This window comes from Amycolatopsis sp. NPDC005003, assembly GCF_053600695.1.
Map to the genome: position 1 here is coordinate 1 of NZ_JBSGAI010000004.1, position 19,059 is coordinate 19,059.

Sequence of the window (19,059 nt, forward strand, 5' to 3'; positions counted from 1 at the left end):
ATATACCCCTAACACTTCCCACTCTTCCCCCACCCTCCGCTCTCCCGTTCTGGCTGGGGGTCTGGGGGTTCGACCCCCAGAGAACACGACGAAACCAGAACCGCGGCTCGACCGCGAGCGAAGCGAGCGAGGAGATGCCGCGGTGGCGGTGAAGCCTGGGGGTCGCCTCACCGCGACCGCGGCGGCCGCCGGACCGAGGGGGGAGGTGCCCGGCGGAGTCTTCTTCCCAGTGGCGCACCCTGAACGATGAACGGTGCGTTAGTAAATGAGAGTAACCGGTCGGAGCGTGATCGCGCCATAACTGGGCGCAAAAATATGCCGATTTTTCGCTGGGATCTACTGCCAACGGGTGGTGAGCGCGCCCAGTGCGCCGAGGGCGACGGCCGCGGCGGTGGAGGTGCGCAGGACCGTCGTGCCCAAGCGCACCGCCCGGGCTCCGGCTTCTTTCAGGACAGTGAGCTCGTCGTCCGTGATCCCGCCCTCGGGTCCGACGACCAGCAGCACGTCGCCGGCGTCCGGCAATGCCAGATCGGTCAGCCGGTCCGGGGCGTCCGACTCGAGCACGATGGCCAGCGACATCGTCGCCACGAGCCCGGCCAGCTCTCCCGTGGTCACCGGCTCGGTGACCTCCGGCACGTGTGCCCGCCGGGCCTGCTTCGCGGCCGCCCTGGCGGTGGAACGCCACCGCGTCAGGGCCTTGTCGCCGCGTCCGCCGTCTTCCCACTTCGCGACGCTCCGCGAAGCCCGCCAGGGGACGATCGCGTCGACGCCGGCCTCGGTGGCGAGTTCGACGGCGAGTTCCCCGCGGTCACCCTTGGCCAGCGCCTGCGCGACGAGGACCCGTAGCGCGGGTGGCTCCTCCGTCCAGTGCTGCTCGACCGTCAGCGTGAGAGAAGCGTCCCGCCCGGCCTGGACGCCTTCGACGACGCACCGGGCCATCGCGCCCGCGCCGTCGGACAGGACCAGCCGTTCGCCCACGCGCAGGCGGCGGACCGTGGCCGCGTGCCGGGCTTCCTCGCCGTCGAGGACCGCGCGGCCCGCGGACGGCACCCTCGTGGCGAGGAAGACCGGCAGGGTGGTGTCGGGCACGGTCAGCGGTGGTTCTTGGCGCGGAGCTTGGAGAACAGCCCGCCGTGCTTCGAGCCGTTGGACGCCAGCGTCGGGACCTCTTCGCCGCGCTGCTGGGCCAGCTCGACGAGGAGTTCGCGCTGGGCCTCGTCGAGTTTGGTCGGGACCACGACGTCGATGTGGACGTGCAGGTCGCCGCGGCCGTCGACGCGGCCGGAGGACCGCAGCCGCGGCATGCCCTTGCCGGTGAGGACGAGCTCGGCGTTGGGCTGGGTGCCCGGCTCGATGCCGAGTTCGTAGTCGCCGTCGACGAGGGTCGAGATCGGCACCGAGGCGCCGAGCGCCGCCGTGGTCATCGGGATGCGGAAGTTGCAGTGCAGGTCGTGGCCCTGCCGGACGAAGACCTCGTGCGGGGTCTCGTCGATCTCGACGTAGAGGTCGCCCGCCGGGCCGCCGCCGGGGCCGACCTCGCCCTGGCCGGACAGCCGGATGCGCATGCCGTCGCCGACGCCCGGCGGGATCTTCGCCGTGACGTTGCGGCGGGCGCGGATCCGGCCGTCGCCGCCGCACTGGCGGCAGGGGTCGGGGATGACCTCGCCGAAGCCGCGGCAGACCGGGCACGGGCGGGCCGTGACGACCTGGCCGAGGAACGACCGCTGGACGGACTGGACCTCGCCGGCGCCGCCGCAGGTGTCGCACGTCTTGACCGAGGTGCCTTCGCTGGTGCCCGCGCCGCGGCAGAGGTCGCAGACGATCGCGGTGTCGACGGCGATTTCCTTGTCGACGCCGGTCGCGCACTCCTCGAGGGTGAGGCCGAGCCGGATCAGCGCGTCGGAGCCGGGCTGGACGCGGCTGCGCGGGCCGCGCCCGCGCCCGCCGCCACCGCCGGCCGCGCCGAAGAAGGCGTCCATGATGTCGCCGAGCCCGCCGAAGCCGGCGAACGGGTCGCCACCGCCGCCGCGCGCGCCGCTGTCCATCGGGTCGCCGCCGAGGTCGACGATCTTGCGCTTCTGCGGGTCGGACAGCACCTCGTAGGCCGTCGTGACCTCGGCGAACTTGTGCTGCGCGTCTTCCGACGGGTTGACGTCGGGGTGCAGCTCACGGGCCAGCTTCCGGTACGCGCGCTTGATCTCCTGATCGCTCGCGTTCTTGGCCACCCCGAGGATGCCGTAGTAGTCCCTCGCCACCGTCTCTGCTTCTCCTTCTGCTCTGCCCGGCTCAGCGGCCGGCCAGGATCTGCCCCACGTAGTTGGCGACCGCCCGCACCGCGGCGATCGTGCCCGGATAGTCCATCCGGGTCGGGCCGACGACTCCCATGCCGCCGAGCACGACGTCGTCGCGGCCGTAGCCGATCGAGACGACCGAGGTGCTGCGCATCTGCTCGTCTTCATTTTCCTCACCGATGCGCACCGTGATCGCACCGGGGTTGCGCGCGGCGGCGAGCAGCTTGAGCACCACGACCTGTTCCTCGAGCGCTTCGAGGACCTGGCGCAGCGAGCCGGGGAAGTCGGCGACGTTGCGGGTGAGGTTCGCGGTGCCGCCGAGCACCAGGCGCTCTTCCGGGTGTTCGGCCAGCGACTCGACCAGCACGGTGGTGACGCGGATGAGCGCGTCCCGCAGCTCGCCGGGCGACTTGTCGGGCAGCTCGGCGACGCGCGCCGCGGCGTCGTTGAGCCGCCGTCCGGACATGGCCGCGTTGAGCACGGTGCGGAGCCGGGCGACGTTCTCCTCGGTGACGACGTCGCCGAGGTCGACCGTGCGCTGGTCGACGCGCCCGTTGTCGGTGATCAGCACCAGCATCAGCCGCGCCGGGGTGAGCGGCACCACTTCGAGGTGCCGGACCTTGGCGTTGGTCAGCATCGGGTACTGGACGACGGCGACCTGGCGGGTCAGCTGCGCGAGCAGCCGGACCGAGCGCTTGAGGACGTCGTCGAGGTCGGTGCCGCTGTCGAGGAAGGTGGTGATGGCGCGGCGCTCGGCCGCGCTCAGCGGCTTGATCTCCGACAGGCGGTCGACGAAGAGGCGGTAGCCCTTGTCGGTCGGGACCCGGCCGGCACTGGTGTGCGGCTGGGTGATGTAGCCCTCTTCTTCGAGCGTCGCCATGTCGTTGCGCACCGTGGCGCTCGACACACCCAGGTTGTGCCGTTCGACGATCGCCTTGGACCCGACCGGTTCCTGGTTGGACACGTAGTCGGCCACGATCGCGCGCAGCACTTCGAAGCGGCGCTCCTCCGCGTTGGCCACCGGTTCCTCACCTACCTCGCTCGCTGCTCGATCCGAGTTTACGGAAGCCTGAGCCGGTCGCGCTCAACACGGGCCGTCCCGCCGGGTAAAGGACACGCAAACCATTTCCCATGAATTGTCCTGGAAATACTTTTCCCGCTTGAGTGGGGAACCGAAAACCGGTTTGCTCCCTCTGATCACCGCATCCTTCCCCGACTGACGAGGTCGCCGTGAACAATTTTGACCCGGCTTCGGCCGGTATGCCCGAAATCGCCCGCCGCGCGGCCGAAGCGAAGGCTCGTCTCCAGCGTGTCTCGGCGACCGCCACGAGCGCCGACGGGGCGGTCACGGTCACCGTCAACACCGCCGGTGCGCTGCAGGAACTCAGCTTCGGCCCGCGCGCGGACGAGCTGCCGCGGGCCCGGCTGGCCCAGGCGGTCCTGGCCGCGGCCAAGCGGGCTCAGCTCGACGCGGCACAGCAGCTGACCGGCATCATGGCGCCGGTGATCGGCGAGCGCAGCGAGGCGATGGAATTCCTGCGGGAACAGATTCCGGCGCCCGAAGTCCCCGCCGAAGAAGTGCGCCGGAAACCGCCGTCCGACGACGACTTCGGCAGCCCGATCCTGCGCCGGGGGCTCTGATGACTCTGCGGGGTCTGAGGGTCGACTTCGACGTCCTCGGCGGGCACGAGGACGAGGTCCGCGAGATCGCCGCCGAGGTCCAGCAGGCGCTCGACGCCGCCGGCGCCGCCCAGGCCCTCGACTTCGACGCGTTCGGGCTGGTCGGCCAGGTCTTCGCGCTGCCCATCCAGGCGTGGGTGGACACCGCGGACAGCTTCCTGGCCGCGGCGGTCGAGGCCGGCCACGAGGTCGCCGACCGGGTGAAGACCGCGCACACCGCGTTCCGCGAGCACGAGCAGAAGACGAAGGGCCTGATCGAAGGCATCGGCAAGGAGCTGCCCGCATGACGGAGAACTCACCGGTCGCCACCGCCGAGTCGCCGGGCGGCTTCTGGAGCGGCCTGGGCGACGGCTCGAAGGGCGAGCTGGACAACCTCAACGCGCAGACCGGCGGCGCCGGCATCTTCAGCGATGCGGCGGCGACGCTCACCGACGCCACGGGCGGCGACTGGGGCAACCTCGCCATGGACGTCGGCACGGACGCCCTCGACCTGCTCGGCGCGGCGATGGATCCGCTCGGGACCTTGGCGAGCGCGGGCGTCGGCTGGCTGATCGAGCACATCAGCTTCCTCAAGGACGGCCTCGACAAGCTCGCCGGCAAGCCCGAAGCGATCACCGCCAAGGCCGTGACCTGGACGAACATCGCGAAGCAGCTCACCGAGACGGCGGAGAGCTACGAGCAGAAGGCGCGCCAGGTCGGCCGGTCGTTCCGCGACTGCGGGTCCGCGGAGGCCTACCAGCGGACGGCCGAGAGCTACGTCGGTGTCCTGCGTGGCGCGGCTTCGCACGCCGAAGGCGCGTCGACGGCGATGAACGTCGGCGCGGCGCTGGTCGGCACCGAGCGCGGGCTGATCCGCGACATGATCTCGTCGTTCGTCGGCGAGCTGATCGTCAAGGCGCTGGCCGCGCTGGCGGCGTCGTGGTGCACGTTCGGCGGGACGATCGCGGCGTTCATCGCGGACACGGTGATCGAGGGCGGGGTGCTGGCGGAGAAGATCAGCACCCGCATCGCGAAGATCGTCGAGAAGCTGGAAGGCCTGGCGAAAGGCGCGGGCAAGTCGAAGGCGGCCCTCGAAGGAGCGGCGAACGCGCTGAAGAAGGCGGGCAAGGCGGCCGACCGGATCGTGGACCGCAGCGTCGAGACGGCGGCGGGCATCGAGCGCAAGGCCGACGAGCTCAAGCAGGCCGGCCGCGAGGCGAAGCCGGCGGAAGAGAGGGCCGAAGGCTGGAAGGACGCTTGGCGGGAGAAGGTCCCCGGCGGCGAGAAGCTGGAGGGGCCGGGCAAGGCTTACTCAGAAGACGGCCGCAGCGCGCTCAAGCCGGCCGCGTGGCAGCAGGCCGGCGGCTATCCGGGGTGGAAGCCCGCGGACACGATCGGCGTGGTGACCGAAGGCCGCCGCCAGGAGAACGAGCAGTACGACCGCTACCACGAGGCCCAGGAGGCCTACGAGAAGGAGCATCCCGAAGGCGAGGCCGGATGATCGAGCAGGCTGAGGTGGAGCTGGCCAACCGGAACGGCCGGCTCCACCCGTCGCAGCGCCGCAAGCTGCTCGACTTCAATTTCTGGACCGCCGCGGTGCTGGTGCTCGCCGGGCTGGTGCTCGCCGCGCTCGCGGTCGCCGGCGGCGCGGCGGCCGCCGCGCTCCCGATCCTCGCGGTCGCCGCCTGGTTCGCGTTCGTCTGCGGGCGCCGGCTGGCGGAGGTCGGCAGCGGGCGGCTGGTGGTGGTCACCGGCTGGACCCACGACTTCGGGAAGGTGCACGGCAGGCGGCCCGAGCGCGGGCAGTACCCGATCTACCTCTACACCGTCATGGAGCGGATCTGGTTCACCTACCTGGTGGTCCAGGACCACAGCTTCCGCCTCGACGACCGCGAACTCCGGGCGCGGATCCAGGCGGACCGGACCAACGCCGTCTACCTGACTCCGCGCACGAAGACGCTGATCAACGTCCTCCCCGCCTAGACCTTCACCGGCGTGCCTCGATCACCATCTCCCCGCGGGTCACCCGGCGGAGGTGGTCACCGGCGAGCACGTCGTGCGGATACCCGAGTTCGATCGCGGCCGCCTCCTCCAGGCGAGACAGCTGCGAAGTGGTGAACCCGACCGCCAGCGCGCCCAGGTTGTCCTCGAGCTGCGCCGGGGTGCGGGCACCGACGATCGGGGCCGTCACCGCCGGGTTCCGCAGCGTCCAGGCCAAGGCGACCTGCGCGGGCGTGCGGTCCAGCTCGGCGGCGACCTGCTTCACCACCTCGGCGATCGCGAGGTTCCGTTCGGTCACCAGGCCCAGCCCGGCGTTGAAGCTGAGGCGGGGGCTCTCCGCGGACCCGGCGTCGCGGTACTTGCCCGACAGCACGCCGCCGCCCAGCGGCGAGTACGGCGTCACCCCGAGCCCGAGCTCCCGCGCCATCGGGATCAGGTCGCGTTCGGCGTCCCGCCGGATCAGGCTGTACTCGACCTGCAGCGCCACCAGCGGCGACCAGCCGCGCAGGTCGGCGATCGCCTGCATGCGCGAAACCTCCCACGCCGGGACGTTGGACATCGCCACGTACAGGACCTTGCCCTGGCGGACCAGGTCGTCCAGGCCGCGCAGGATCTCCTCCACCGGCGTCGTGAAGTCCCACACGTGCAGGTAGAGCAGGTCGAGGTAGTCCGTCCGCAGCTGCCGCAGGCTGGCCTCCACCGACGCGAACAGGCTCTTGCGGTGCGCGCCACCGGAATTCGGGTCACCGGGCCGGCGCAGCGTCGAATACTTGGTCGCCAGCACCAGGCTCTCGCGGCGCCCGCGCGCGAACTCGCCGAGCAGGCGCTCGGAACTGCCGTCGGTGTAGGTGTTCGCGGTGTCGACGAAGTTGCCACCGCGCTCGACGTAGGTGTCGAACAGCTTGCGCGCGTCTTCCTTCTCCGCGCCCCAGCCCCACTCGGTGCCGAAGGTCGCCGTGCCCAGCGCCAGCGGGGACACCCGCAGCCCGGAGCGGCCCAGCAGCCGGTAGGTGTCGAGGGTGAGCGCCATCAGGTCCTCCTGTGCTCGTGATCCATCGAGCACCAGCCTCTGCTCACCGTCGGCCAGGGGTAAGGGAAACGACTTCCTGGGAACACGAGTCCTACCTCCGGCGGTTGGACCGGGCATGATCACCCCGACCGAGGAACTGGCCGCGTTCCTGCGGACCCGGCGTGAGCGCCTGGACCCGGGCGACTTCGGCGTGCCCGCTCGACGGCAAGCCCGGCGGACCCCGGGCCTGCGCCGCGAAGAGGTCGCCGAACTGGCCGGCGTCAGCGTCGATTACGTCGTGCGGCTGGAGCAGGGGCGTGGGCTGCGTCCTTCGGCGGACGTCGTGGCGGCCCTGTCCCGGGCGCTGCGCCTGACCCCCGCCGAACGCGCCTACCTCTTCGAGCTGACCCGGCAGCGCCCGGACGGCCCCGTCGAGCCGGCCACCACCGCGGTGCCGTCCTTGGCCCGGCTGGTCGCCGACCTCTCGCCGCTGCCGGCCATGGTGATGAACCACCGCTACGACATCCTGGCCTGGAACGGCGAAATGGCGGGGCTGCTCGTGGACTTCGGCACCCTGCCGCCGCCGCGGCGCAACGCGATGTGGCTGTGCCTGCGGCACCCGGAAATCCGCGAGCGCTACGCCGACCGCGAGCGCGTGCTGCGGGACGGCATCGCCCACCTGCGCGCCGCGTGGGCCGCCCACCCGGAAGACCCGGCGTTGCTGGGCCTCATCGCCGAGTGCACCCGCGACGAGGAGTTCGCGCGGCTGTGGGCGGAGCGGGACGTCAAGGCCACCGGCCGCGGGAGCAAGGTGCTGCGCCATCCCGCGGCCGGCGTCCTCGCGGTGGACTTCGAAGTGCTCCTGCCCCTCCGGGACACCGACCAGCGGGTGATGATCGGCCGTCCCGCGGACGAGGCGAGCCGGGCCGCGCTCAGGAGTTGCGCGGGAAGCCCAGGTTGACCCCGGCGTGCGAGCGGTCCGGCCAGCGGGAGGTGACCACCTTCGTCCGGGTGAAGAAGTGGAAACCTTCCGGTCCGTAGGCGTGGCTGTCGCCGAACAGCGAGTCCTTCCAGCCACCGAAGGAGTAGTAGCCGACCGGGACCGGGATCGGGACGTTCACCCCGACCATGCCCACCTCGACCTCGTTCTGGAACCGCCGCGCGGCCGCGCCGTCGCCGGTGAAGATGGCCGTGCCGTTGCCGTACGGGTTGGCGTTGATCAGCTCCAGCGCGTCGTCGTAGGACGCCGTGCGCGCCACCGACAGCACCGGGCCGAAGATCTCGTCGGTGTAGATCGACATCTCCGGGCGGACGTGGTCGAACAGCGTCGGGCCGAGCCAGAAGCCGTCCCCGGGCACCTCGATGCCCCGGCCGTCGACCACCAGCGAGGCACCCGCCGCCACCCCGGCGTCCACATAGGACTCGACGCGCGCGTGGTGCGCCGCGGTCACCAGGGGCCCCATTTCCGACGCGGGGTCACGGCCGTCGCCGACGCGCAGCCGGGACATCCGCTCGGCAATCTTTTCGACGAGGTCGTCGCCGATCGGGTCGACGGCGACGACCACCGACACCGCCATGCACCGCTCCCCCGCCGAGCCGAACCCGGCGGACACCGCGGCGTCGGCGGCCAGGTCGAGGTCGGCGTCCGGCAGCACCACCATGTGGTTCTTCGCCCCGCCGAGCGCTTGGACGCGCTTGCCGTGCCGGGTGCCGGTTTCGTAGACGTAGCGGGCGATCGGTGTCGACCCGACGAACGAGATCGCCTTGACGTCCGAGTGGGTCAGCAGCCCGTCGACGGCGACCTTGTCGCCGTGCAGCACGTTGAGCACGCCCGCGGGCAGCCCCGCCTCGGCGAACAGCTCGGCGATGAACACCGCCGCCGACGGGTCCTTCTCGCTCGGCTTGAGCACCACGGTGTTCCCGCAGGCCAGCGCGTTGGGGACGAACCACAGCGGCACCATGGCCGGGAAGTTGAACGGCGAGATCACGCCGACCACCCCGAGCGGCTGGGCGATCGAATAGACGTCGACGCCGGTGGAGGCGTTCTCGCTGAACCCGCCCTTGAGCAGCTGGGCGGCGCCGCAGGCGAACTCGACGTTCTCGATCGCGCGGGCGATCTCGCCGGCCGCGTCGGACTCGACCTTGCCGTGCTCGCTCGTGATGATCTTCGCCAGCTCGTGCTTGCGCGCGGACAGCAGCTCGCGGAAGGCGAACAGCACTCGCGTCCGCCCTGCCAGCGACGTCCCGCGCCAGCCCGGCAGCGCCGCCTTGGCCGCGGCGACGGCGGCTTCGACCTCGGCCTCGCCGGCGAAGTCGACGTGCGCCCGGACCTCCCCGGTGGCCGGGTCGAAGACCTCGCCGGAGCGCGCGGCGGTCCCGCCGAACGGCTTGCCGTCGATCCAGTGGCTGATGCGGTCGGTCACGGCAGGCACTCCTTCACTCCGGCAACGTCCCACCAGAGTCTCCGTGCGGGCGCCACGCCAGGCCATCGGCAACGTGTACGGACTCGCCGTCGCGGCCGTACAGTCTGTCCCTGCCGATCATCTCGAGGAGCCATGTACCCGACCGTCGCCGAGGTCCTCGCGCTGCCCGTGCTGCGCCAGGGCCGTCCGCACGTCGTCGCCGGCGCCGCCGGGCTGGACGCGCCGGTGCGCTGGGCGCACGTCGCCGAGGTCGCCGACATCGCGCACCTGCTGCGCGGCGGCGAGCTGGTGCTGACCACCGGCGTCGCGCTGCCCGACGACGGCCCGGCGCTCGCCCGCTACGTCGCCGACCTGGCCGGGGTCGGCGCCGCCGGCGTCGTGGTCGAGCTGGTCCGGCACTGGAGCGACAAGCTGCCCGCCGCGCTGGTCGGCGCGGCCGAGGAGCACGGGCTCCCCCTGGTGACGCTCTCGCGCGAGACGAGGTTCGTGAGCGTCACCGAAGCGGTGAACGGCCAGATCGTCGACGCCCAGGTCGCCGAGCTGCGGGCCGCCGAGCGCGTGCACGAGACGTTCACCGCGCTGACGGTCGCGGGCGCCGAACCCGGCGTCGTCCTGGGCGAAGTCGCCCGGCTCACCGAACAGCCGGTGGTGCTGGAGACGCTGTCCCACGAGGTGCTCGCCTACGACGCGGCCGGCACCGATCCGGCCGAGCTGCTCACCGGCTGGCCGTCCCGGTCGCGGGTGGTCCAGGTCGGCGAGCGCACCGGCTACCACCCGGGGTCGGGCTGGCTGGTGACCGTGGTCGGCGCGCGCGGGCACGACTGGGGACGCCTGATCCTCGTCTGCGCCGACCAGCCGCCGCACCGCCACCGGGTGGTCGCCGAGCGGGCCGCGTCCGCGCTGGCCGTGCACCGGCTGGTCGCGAAGGAGTCCGACAGCCTCGAACGGCAGGCCCACCGCGCGGTGCTGGCCGAGCTGCTGGCCTCGCCCGCGCCGACGGCGGAGCTGCTGGCCAGGGCATCCGCGCTGGCCGTGCCGCTGCCCGGGCGGCAGCTGGTCGGGCTGGCCGTCCGGCCGCGGCTGACGGGTACGGCGCGCCCGGCGCTGTCCACCCCGCCGGTGCTGCGCGAGCTGGCCGAGGCGACGGTGCTGGCGGCGCGCCGCGCGAAGGTGTCGGCCCTGGTGGCGACGGACGACCTCGGCGTGCGGGCGCTGATCGCGCTGTCCCCCGAGGCGAACGCCGACGCCGTGCTGCACCGCCTCGCCACCGACCTCCACGAGGCCCGCGGGAGCGCCCCGGGCGTGCTCGCGGTCGGCACGACGGTGTCGTCGCCCGCCGAAGCCCGCCGGACGCTGCTGGAAGCGAGCCAGGTCGCGGCGGCGGCGCTGGGCACGGGTGCGGACCGGCCGGTGCACCGGCTGTCGGACGTCCGCCTGCGCGGCCTGCTCCACCTGCTGGCCGGCGACGAGCGCGTGACGGCGTTCGCTTTCCGCGAGCTGGGCCCGCTGCTGCAGCGCGACGCGGCTTCGGGCAGCCGGCTCGTCCAGGCGTTGCGGCACTACTGCGAGCAGGGCGGCAACAAGTCGGCGGCGGCCGCGGCGGCCCACACGTCCCGGACGGCCTACTACCAGCAGCTCGCCCGGATCGAGCAGGTCCTGGGGGTGCGGCTGGAGGACCCGGAGTCGATGTTGTCGCTGTATGTGGCCCTGCTGGCGTGGGACCTCACCCGGCCGAGCGAAGAAGACTCACCCGGACGTGTCGTGCAGTGATCGACTCCGGACGGCCGATGACACCGATATGGCCCTGATCCCTTTCGCAGCATGCTTGGTGAGCATCGGCTGTCTGGCGCCGGCGCCACCCCCGGCTTCGACGCTGCAGCTGACCACCCACGACACCGCCGGCCGGATCGGCTCGGTGGTCCTGACGTGCGATCCGGTGGGTGGCACGCACCCCAAGCGCGACAAGGCGTGCGCGGTGCTGTCGGGGGCCGGGGGTGACTTCTCGCGGATCAACGCGCGGCACCAGGCGTGCACGCTGATCTACGCACCGGTGGACGCCACGGCGATCGGGACGTGGCGCGGAAAGCCGGTGTCGTACACCACGACGTACGCAAACCGCTGCGAAGCTGATCGCGACTCGGACGGGGTCTTCGGGTTCTGACGCGCGGAAGCCGCCGGGCCGCCCCCACGACGGCCCGGTGGCTTCCGGTATCTCTTAACCACGCACTACCCGCCAGTCCGGTTCAGCCGCAGACGGTGACCGGGCCGAACGTCACTCCACGGGCCGTCGAGCGGCTCAGGTTCCACGCCGGCCAGCCGTCCGGGGTGTCGTCGCGCAGGACCTGGCGCAGCACGCACGTGCGCAGCGGTTCGTGCAGGCGGTCCGCGACGACCGGGACCACGTCGGCCGAGAAGCCGGCCAGGTAACGGTCGTCGAGGGGCTTGCCGGTGGCCGCGCGGTCGAGGTTGGCGTCGGCGATGAGGCGTTCCGGGTCCAGGACGGCCAGCACCAGCAGCGCCGCCGCGGCCGTGCCGATCGCCGCGCGGGGCAGCCACGCCGGGCGCAGCCGGACCAGGGCCGCCAGGACCAGCACGAACACCGCGCCGAACCAGAATTCGCAGACCTCGACCAGCAGCCGCAGCACGGTGAAGCCGTACGCCTGCTGATACGTCCACATGCGACTCAACGCCGAACCGACGAGCACCAGGGACAGCGCGCTGAGCGTGCCGAGCAGGACGCGCTGCCGGAGCCGGTCGGCCTTCGTCGCGTTCGGCGCCCAGCGCAGCGCCGCGGCGACGACAGCCAGCGTCAGGACGGTGACCGCGCACAGCTGCCAGAAGCCGCCGCGGGCGTACTCGGCCGACGTCAGGTTGCTGGTGCGCAGGACGTATCCGGTCCCGCCGAACAGCACGACCAGCCGCACCCCGACGAAGACGCCGAACACCACGACGAGTGCGGCGAGCGGGACCGTCCACTCCAGACCGTATCCGGTCCGGTGTGGACGGTCCACGGACGCACGCGGCGCCGGCGCGGCCAGGAAGTAGCAGGCCCCGGCGACGGCCAGGCCGACGACCGCGAAGACCGAGCACCACCGCACGAGCGTCGCGACGCTGAGCTCGGGGATGACGGCGTTGACGACGGCGGCGAAGGCGGCATCGGCGCTGGCGAGCAGCGGCACGAAGACCCCGACGAGCCCGGCGGCGGCGAGCACGGCGAGGGCGATCCGCCGGGCCACCCCGTCGCGGCGGGCGGTGAACCGACCGGCCCCGCGCCCGACCCACGGGACGGCCCGGAAGGCCTCGATCGGGACGGCGAGCATGTCGTAGAGAACGGAGTGCACGGTCCGCTCCCCGACGACGGCCAGCGACCCGGCCACCGCGGCGGCGATGACGCAGAGGACGAACAGCCACCCGGACGCCCGCACGGCGCCCACGGCAAGCAGCGCGAGAGCGAGGACGGCCCACCCGGCGCTGCGCCAGGTGAAGACGCCCGGCTCCCCTTCCCGCGAGCGCCGATCGGCGACGAAGACCCCGGTGGCGACGGCCAGCCCGGAGAGCAACCACCCCACCCCGGGCCGGTCGACGGGCAGGAAAAGCGCACCCGCAACCCCGGCCAGCCCGGCGGCGGGAAGAACGGAGGGCGGCAACGGAACGACAACGGACTTCGGCGGCGGCATCGGCCGGAGAAGAACGGGGGGAGCGGCCACGGCCACGCCCCCACCCGCGGTCGCAGCACCCGGCGGCGCAAAGGCTCCGGCACCGGCGCCCGGCGCCTCCGGGCCCCGCTCCGCGAGTGCTGCGGCACCCCCGGCCCGCCTCGACCGCGGCCCGCCGCCAACCCCCGCCGGCTCACCCCCGGCGATCCGCTTCCCCCGTGGCACACCCGCACCCGAATCCCCGCCGACCTCCGGCCCACCAGCAGCCCGCTTCCCCCGCGGCACCCGCTCCCCGGCCCCGCCCACACTGCTCTTCGGCATCTCCGCCCACTTCCCGTTCGCAAATCCCTCGGCCCGCAACCACACTGACCACCGCCCAAAAAGCCCTAAGCCGGCAGCGTCACCCGGATCCGGCTCCCCGCCGTCTGATCCACCACGCCGATCGTTCCCCCGTGCAACTCCACCGCCCACCGGGCGATCGCCAGCCCCAGCCCCGTCCCGCCGCCGGACGGCCGCTCGCCCCGGGTGAACCGCTCGAACACCCGCTCCCGGTCCGCCGGCGCGATCCCCGGCCCTTCGTCGCACACGTCGATGCGCACCTCACCCGGCCGCACCTGCGCCACCACCCGGACCTGCCCGCCCGCCGGGCCGTGGCGGGCCGCGTTCTCCAGCAGGTTCGCCACCACCTGGAACAGCCGCCCGCGGTCCGCCGTCACCACCGCCCCCTCGGGGGACACCGACACCTCGAACGTCACCCCGCGGCCCGCGAACGCCGCCTCCCCCACCACCTCGGACAACAGCGACCACAGCGAAAACGACGTTTTGTGGAGCGAAGAAGCCCCCGCGTCCAGCCGCGAGAGGTCCAGCAGCTCGTCCACCAGCGTCGCCAGGCGCCCGGTCTGCTGCAACGCCGTCTTCAACGTCCCCGGATCGGGTTGCTCGACGCCGTCGACGAGGTTCTCCAGCACGCCGTTCAAGGCCGTGATCGGCGTCCGCAGCTCGTGGGAGACGTTCGCGATCAGCTCGCGGCGCTGCCGGTCCGCGTCCCCGAGGTCCCCCGCCATCTGGTTGAACGCCTGGGCCAGCACCCCGACCTCGTCCCGCGTGGTGGCCCGGATCCGCCGCGTGTAGTCGCCTTTGGCCATCGCCCGCGCCGCCGCCGTCATCTCGCGCAGCGGCCGCGTCATCCCGTGTGCCAGGACCTGCGACAACACCAGCGCCAGCACCATCGCGGTGATCGTCGTCTTCGGCGGCAGCCAGCCGATCTGCCAGTTGAAGAACGCGAACGCGATCCCGCCGGACGCGACCATCAGGATGGCCAGCTTCAGCTTGATCGACCGGATCCGGTCGAGCGGCCGCGGAATGAAGTTCACGAGCCCGCCTCCAACGCGTAGCCGACGCCGTGCACGGTCCGGATCAGGTCCGCGCCGAGCTTGCGCCGCAGCGCCTTGATGTGGCTGTCCACCGCCCGGGTGCCCGCGGACGTGCCGTGGACGTCCCAGTCCCACACCTCCGACAGCAGGCGTTCCCGCGGCTGCACCACCCGCGGCCGCCGCGCGAAGTGCACCAGCAGGTCGAACTCGATCGGCGTGAGCTGCGCCGCGACCCCCGCCCGGGCGACGCGCCGCTGGTCGACGTCGATCTCGAGGTCGCCGAGCACGATCCGCGCCGCCGAGACACCGGCGGACGAGCGCTCCACCCGCCGCAGCAGCGCGTGCACCCGCGCGGTGAGCACCCGCATCGAGAACGGCTTGGTGAGGTAGTCGTCGGCGCCGGCCCCGAGCCCGACCAGCATGTCCGTCTCGTCGGCGCGCGCGGTCAGCATCAGCACCGGCACCGGACGGCGGCCCTGGATCCGCCGGCACACCTCCAGGCCGTCGAACCCCGGCAGCATCACGTCCAGCACCACCAGGTCCGGCTCGGACGCCGCCTCCGCCTCGACGGCGGCCGGTCCGTCGTGGACGACGTCCACCCCGAACCCCTCGGCCCGCAGCCGGGCCGCGATCGACGCGGCGATCGTGACGTCGTCCTCGACGACCAGCACCCGCCGCCCACCCAGTTCCATGACCACGACCCTAAGCACCCCCGGTGGAGACGGTTTGCGTGAAGTGTGAAGATCCTGTGGAGACGTTTCACCCTCTTTGCCGGTTCGTGACGGCCGGATGTGTGACGCAGGTCATGCATTACCGGAGCCCTTCGCGCAATCGACAGACTGCACTCCTGATCAGCGAAGAGTGAACAGACTGCCGTTGCCCCGGCGATGACCAGGCGCGCAGGATTCCGCAATGGCGCCGACACCCGCAGACCAGCGCGTGCACGACGACGGCCGGGTCGAGCTCGACCCCGCCGACGTCAGGTCTCTCGAAGGCAGCCGGTTCTTCAACGAAGAACTGGCCCCCGTCCCCGTCGAAAAACGGACCTGGACCACTTACAACTACTTCGCGCTCTGGATGGGGATGGCGCACAACATCCCCAGCTACGCCCTGGCCGCGTCGCTCATCGCACTCGGCATGAACTGGGTGCAGGCGCTCATCACCATCACGATCGGCAACATCGTCGTGCTCGCGCCGATGCTGCTCAACAGCCACGCCGGCACCAAGTACGGCATCCCGTTCCCGGTGTTCGCCCGCGCGTTCTACGGTCTGCGCGGCGCGAACCTGGCCGCGCTGCTGCGCGCGTTCATCGCGTGCGGCTGGTTCGGCATCCAGACCTGGGTCGGCGGCGAGGCCATCTACGTCATCCTCGGCCGGCTCCTCGGCTCGTGGTGGCGCGACTCCGCCGTGATCGCCGGGCAGCACTGGACGCTCTGGCTGTCCTTCGTGGTCTTCTGGATCGGCCAGATGCTCATCATCTGGCGCGGCATGGAGGCGGTCCGCCGGTTCGAGAACTGGACGGCGCCGCTGGTGTCCGTCGGCTTCCTGATCATGCTCGGGTACGTGCTGGTCAAGGCGGGCGGCTTCGGCCCCATCCTGTCCGAACCCGGTCAGCTCGGCTGGGGCCCGGACTTCTGGAAGGTGTTCGCGCCCGCCCTGATGGCGATGATCGCGTTCTGGTCGACGCTGTCGCTGAACATGCCGGACTTCACCCGGTTCGGCGGCAGCCAGCGCAAGCAGGTCCGCGGCCAGATCCTCGGCCTGCCGACGACCATGACGTTCATCGCGATCGTGGCCATCCTGACCACCTCGGGCGGCAAGCTGCTCTACGGCGAAGAGCTGTGGGACCCGTCGAAGCTCGCGGACAAGTTCTCCAGCCCGATCGTGGTCGTCGTGGCCCTGATCGCGCTGGTGCTGGCGACGATCTCGGCGAACCTCGCGGCCAACGTCGTCAGCCCGTCCTACGACTTCTCGAACGCGTTCCCGAAGAAGATCACGTTCGCGGTCGGCGGCGGGATCACCGGCGTCATCGGCGTCCTCATCCAGCCGTGGCGGCTGTACTCCGACCCGAACATCTACATCTTCGCCTGGCTCGGCTTCTACGGCGGCCTGCTCGGCGCGGTCGCCGGGGTGCTCGTCGCCGGGTACTGGGTCATCAACCGCACGAAGCTCCGTTTGAAGGACCTCTACACACCCGATGGGGTGTATTGGTTCACCGGCGGCTGGAACTGGCGCGCACTGGTCGCGACGCTGGTGGGAGCCGTATTGGCAGTAGGAGGCGCGTACGGCGGGCCGTTCCCCGCCGACGGGCTCATCCCGTTCCTCAAGCCGCTTTACGACTACAACTGGGTGGTCGGCCTGGTCGGCGCGTTCGTCGTGTTCGCCGCCCTGTCCCTGCCCTTGTCCACAACGAAGGAGGAAATCAGTGAGCGTGGTTCGAGCCGGCCTGATCCAGCAGCGGTGGACGGGTGACAAGGAGTCCATGATCAAGGCGGCGGTCGACCACATCGGCACCGCCGCTTCCCAGGGCGCCCAGGTCGTCTGCCTACAGGAGCTGTTCTACGGGCCGTACTTCTGCCAGGTGCAGGACGCCGACTACTACTCCTACACCGAGGCCATCCCGGACGGGCCCACCACGAAGCTCATGCAGGAGGTGGCCGAGCGCCACGGCGTCGTGCTGATCGTGCCGATGTACGAGGTCGAGCAGCCCGGCGTCTACTACAACACCGCCGCGGTGATCGACGCCGACGGCACCTACCTCGGCAAGTACCGCAAGAACCACATCCCGCAGGTGAAGGGGTTCTGGGAGAAGTTCTACTTCCGCCCCGGCAACCTCGGCTACCCGGTGTTCGACACGGCCGTCGGCCGCATCGGCGTCTACATCTGCTACGAGCGGCACTTCCCGGAGGGGTGGCGCGCGCTCGGCCTGGCCGGGGCGAAGATCGTGTTCAACCCGTCGGCGACCAGCCGCAGCCTGTCGCAGTACCTGTGGAAGCTGGAGCAGCCGGCGGCCGCGGTGGCGAACGAGTACTTCGTCGGCGCGATCAACCGGGTGGGCGTGGAACCACTGGGCGACAACGACTTCTACGGTCAGACGTACTTCGTCGACCCGCGCGGGCAACTGGTCGGCGACGCCGCCTCCGACACCGAAGACGAGGTCGTGGTGCGCGACCTCGACCTGTCGCTGCTCGAGGAGGTCCGGAACACCTGGGCGTTCTACCGAGACCGCCGCCCGGACACCTACGGCCCGCTCGCGGAGGCCTGATGACCACGCTCATCCAGGGCGGTCAGGTCGTTTCGCCGTCGGGTGCTTTTGCGGCGGACGTCCTCGTCGACGGTGAGACCATCGCCGCCGTCGGGGCGCCCGGCACGCTGACCGGCGACGAGACGATCGACGCCACCGGGAAGTACGTGCTGCCCGGCGGCATCGACGCCCACACCCACATGGAGATGCCGTTCGGCGGCACGCACTCGGTCGACACGTTCTCGACCGGGACGACGGCGGCCGCGTGGGGCGGCACGACCACGATCATCGACTTCGCCGTGCAGGCCAAGGGCACGTCCCTGTTGTCCACTCTGGACAAGTGGCACAGCAAGGCCGACGGCAACTGCGCGATCGACTACGGCTTCCACATGATCGTCTCCGACGTCAACGACCAGTCGTTGAAGGAGATGGAAGCCTGCGTCGACGGCGGCGTCGGCAGCTTCAAGATGTTCATGGCGTACCCGGGGGTGTTCTACTCCACGGACGGGGAAATCCTGCTCGCGATGCAGAAAGCCCGCGAAATCGGCGCTACGATCATGATGCACGCGGAAAACGGCATCGCGATCGACCAGCTGGCGGCGCAGGCGTTCGAAGCGGGCAAGATCGACCCGGTGCAACATGGCCTGACCAGGCCGCCGGAGCTGGAAGGAGAGGCGACATCGCGGGCGATCCAGCTGGCGAAGGTGACCGGCGCACCGCTGTACATCGTGCACCTGTCGGCCTCGCAAGCGCTTGCGGCGGTGGCGGAAGCGCGTAACGACGGGCAGAACGTCTTCGCGGAGACGTGCCCGCAGTACCTGTACCTGTCCATTGAGGACCTGGCGAAGCCGGACTTCGAGGGCGCGAAGTACGTGGCCTCACCGCCGCTGCGGGAGAAGTCACACCAGGCCGACCTGTGGCGCGGGTTGCGGACCAACGACCTGTCCGTGGTGTCCACCGACCACTGCCCGTTCTGCTTCAAGGACCAGAAGGAAATGGGCCGCGGCGACTTCCGGGCCATCCCGAACGGGATGCCGGGCGTCGAACACCGGATGGACCTGCTGCACCAGGGTGTCGTGGCGGGCGAGCTGACGCTGGGCCGCTGGGTCGAAACGTGCTCGGCCACACCGGCGCGGATGTTCGGGCTGTACCCCAAGAAGGGAGTCATCGCGGCGGGTTCGGACGCGGACATCGTGATCTACGACCCTTCGGCGACGCAGACGCTGTCGGCCGAGACACACCACATGAACGTGGACTACTCGGCGTACGAAGGATTCGAGATCACCGGGCGCGTGCACACGGTGCTTTCGCGCGGGCGTGTCGTCGTTTCGCCGGACGGGTTCACCGGATCGACGTCACACGGCAAGTTCCTGTCCCGCTCCCTCAACCAGTATCTGAATTGA

At 71.3% G+C, this 19,059-nt stretch carries 18 protein-coding genes; 10 read left to right on the top strand and 8 right to left on the bottom strand.

The window, feature by feature from the left end:
* Positions 1 to 336: 336 nt before the first annotated feature.
* From ACWED2_RS05865 to hrcA, 3 genes are read right to left on the bottom strand one after another with little or no spacing between them, the layout of a single operon-like run.
* Positions 337 to 1,089 carry a 16S rRNA (uracil(1498)-N(3))-methyltransferase gene (locus ACWED2_RS05865; protein ID WP_449689303.1) on the bottom strand — a complete coding sequence of 251 codons (753 nt, stop codon included), beginning with the start codon at positions 1,087 to 1,089 and terminating at the stop codon, positions 337 to 339.
* 2 nt (positions 1,090 to 1,091) lie between these two features.
* Positions 1,092 to 2,255: a molecular chaperone DnaJ gene (gene dnaJ / locus ACWED2_RS05870; protein WP_449689304.1), complete on the bottom strand. Its 1,164-nt coding sequence runs from the start codon at positions 2,253 to 2,255 to the stop codon at positions 1,092 to 1,094.
* 31 nt (positions 2,256 to 2,286) lie between these two features.
* Positions 2,287 to 3,312: a heat-inducible transcriptional repressor HrcA gene (gene hrcA, locus ACWED2_RS05875; protein WP_449689305.1), complete on the bottom strand. Its 1,026-nt coding sequence runs from the start codon at positions 3,310 to 3,312 to the stop codon at positions 2,287 to 2,289.
* Between the two features lie 209 nt (positions 3,313 to 3,521).
* Here hrcA and ACWED2_RS05880 point away from each other — a divergent pair, with 209 nt between their 5' ends.
* From ACWED2_RS05880 to ACWED2_RS05895, 4 genes are read left to right on the top strand one after another with little or no spacing between them, the layout of a single operon-like run.
* Positions 3,522 to 3,932 (top strand): YbaB/EbfC family nucleoid-associated protein, encoded by a 411-nt coding sequence (locus ACWED2_RS05880; RefSeq protein WP_449689306.1) that lies wholly within the window; start codon positions 3,522 to 3,524, stop codon positions 3,930 to 3,932.
* On the top strand, positions 3,932 to 4,258 hold the full coding sequence (locus ACWED2_RS05885) for a type VII secretion target (protein WP_449689307.1): 327 nt from the start codon (positions 3,932 to 3,934) through the stop codon (positions 4,256 to 4,258). The genes ACWED2_RS05880 and ACWED2_RS05885 overlap by 1 nt, the downstream gene beginning before the upstream one ends.
* Positions 4,255 to 5,451: a PPE domain-containing protein gene (locus ACWED2_RS05890; RefSeq protein WP_449689308.1), complete on the top strand. Its 1,197-nt coding sequence runs from the start codon at positions 4,255 to 4,257 to the stop codon at positions 5,449 to 5,451. The genes ACWED2_RS05885 and ACWED2_RS05890 overlap by 4 nt, the downstream gene beginning before the upstream one ends.
* Positions 5,448 to 5,933 carry a hypothetical protein gene (locus ACWED2_RS05895; protein ID WP_449689309.1) on the top strand — a complete coding sequence of 162 codons (486 nt, stop codon included), beginning with the start codon at positions 5,448 to 5,450 and terminating at the stop codon, positions 5,931 to 5,933. Before ACWED2_RS05890 ends, ACWED2_RS05895 begins: the two co-directional genes overlap by 4 nt.
* A gap of 4 nt (positions 5,934 to 5,937) precedes the next feature.
* On the opposite strand, the gene ACWED2_RS05900 is transcribed toward ACWED2_RS05895, so the two are convergent.
* Positions 5,938 to 6,981 (bottom strand): aldo/keto reductase, encoded by a 1,044-nt coding sequence (locus ACWED2_RS05900; RefSeq protein ID WP_449689310.1) that lies wholly within the window; start codon positions 6,979 to 6,981, stop codon positions 5,938 to 5,940.
* A gap of 115 nt (positions 6,982 to 7,096) precedes the next feature.
* Between ACWED2_RS05900 and ACWED2_RS05905 the strand changes: the two genes are divergently transcribed.
* Positions 7,097 to 7,921, top strand: coding sequence for a helix-turn-helix domain-containing protein (locus tag ACWED2_RS05905; RefSeq protein WP_449689311.1), 825 nt, complete (start codon positions 7,097 to 7,099; stop codon positions 7,919 to 7,921).
* On the opposite strand, the gene ACWED2_RS05910 is transcribed toward ACWED2_RS05905, so the two are convergent.
* Positions 7,893 to 9,383, bottom strand: coding sequence for a CoA-acylating methylmalonate-semialdehyde dehydrogenase (locus ACWED2_RS05910; RefSeq protein ID WP_449689312.1), 1,491 nt, complete (start codon positions 9,381 to 9,383; stop codon positions 7,893 to 7,895). The two genes, ACWED2_RS05905 and ACWED2_RS05910, sit on opposite strands and share 29 nt — an antisense overlap.
* Before the next feature lie 132 nt (positions 9,384 to 9,515).
* Between ACWED2_RS05910 and ACWED2_RS05915 the strand changes: the two genes are divergently transcribed.
* Positions 9,516 to 11,153, top strand: coding sequence for a PucR family transcriptional regulator (locus ACWED2_RS05915; protein ID WP_449689313.1), 1,638 nt, complete (start codon positions 9,516 to 9,518; stop codon positions 11,151 to 11,153).
* 55 nt (positions 11,154 to 11,208) lie between these two features.
* Complete coding sequence (locus tag ACWED2_RS05920; protein WP_449689314.1) at positions 11,209 to 11,544, top strand: SSI family serine proteinase inhibitor; 336 nt, start codon at positions 11,209 to 11,211, stop codon at positions 11,542 to 11,544.
* 82 nt (positions 11,545 to 11,626) lie between these two features.
* Here ACWED2_RS05920 and ACWED2_RS05925 read toward each other — a convergent pair whose 3' ends face one another.
* The 3 genes from ACWED2_RS05925 to ACWED2_RS05935 all read right to left on the bottom strand — a co-directional run bounded on the left by ACWED2_RS05925 (position 11,627) and on the right by ACWED2_RS05935 (position 15,104).
* A complete protein-coding gene (locus tag ACWED2_RS05925; RefSeq protein WP_449689315.1) occupies positions 11,627 to 13,060 on the bottom strand; it encodes a DUF4153 domain-containing protein in 1,434 nt (477 codons plus the stop codon).
* A gap of 365 nt (positions 13,061 to 13,425) precedes the next feature.
* Entirely contained in the window at positions 13,426 to 14,412 is a 987-nt protein-coding gene (locus ACWED2_RS05930; RefSeq protein ID WP_449689316.1) for an ATP-binding protein, read from the bottom strand.
* Positions 14,409 to 15,104, bottom strand: coding sequence for a response regulator transcription factor (locus tag ACWED2_RS05935; RefSeq protein WP_449689317.1), 696 nt, complete (start codon positions 15,102 to 15,104; stop codon positions 14,409 to 14,411). Before ACWED2_RS05935 ends, ACWED2_RS05930 begins: the two co-directional genes overlap by 4 nt.
* A 220-nt stretch (positions 15,105 to 15,324) precedes the next feature.
* Between ACWED2_RS05935 and ACWED2_RS05940 the strand changes: the two genes are divergently transcribed.
* Genes ACWED2_RS05940 through hydA form a run of 3 tightly spaced genes read left to right on the top strand, consistent with a single transcriptional unit; the run spans position 15,325 to position 19,059 of the window.
* Positions 15,325 to 16,884 (top strand): NCS1 family nucleobase:cation symporter-1, encoded by a 1,560-nt coding sequence (locus tag ACWED2_RS05940; protein ID WP_449689318.1) that lies wholly within the window; start codon positions 15,325 to 15,327, stop codon positions 16,882 to 16,884.
* A 10-nt stretch (positions 16,885 to 16,894) separates the two neighbouring features.
* A complete protein-coding gene (locus tag ACWED2_RS05945) occupies positions 16,895 to 17,677 on the top strand; it encodes a nitrilase-related carbon-nitrogen hydrolase (RefSeq protein WP_310972674.1) in 783 nt (260 codons plus the stop codon).
* On the top strand, positions 17,677 to 19,059 hold the full coding sequence (gene hydA / locus ACWED2_RS05950) for a dihydropyrimidinase (protein ID WP_449689319.1): 1,383 nt from the start codon (positions 17,677 to 17,679) through the stop codon (positions 19,057 to 19,059). The genes ACWED2_RS05945 and hydA overlap by 1 nt, the downstream gene beginning before the upstream one ends.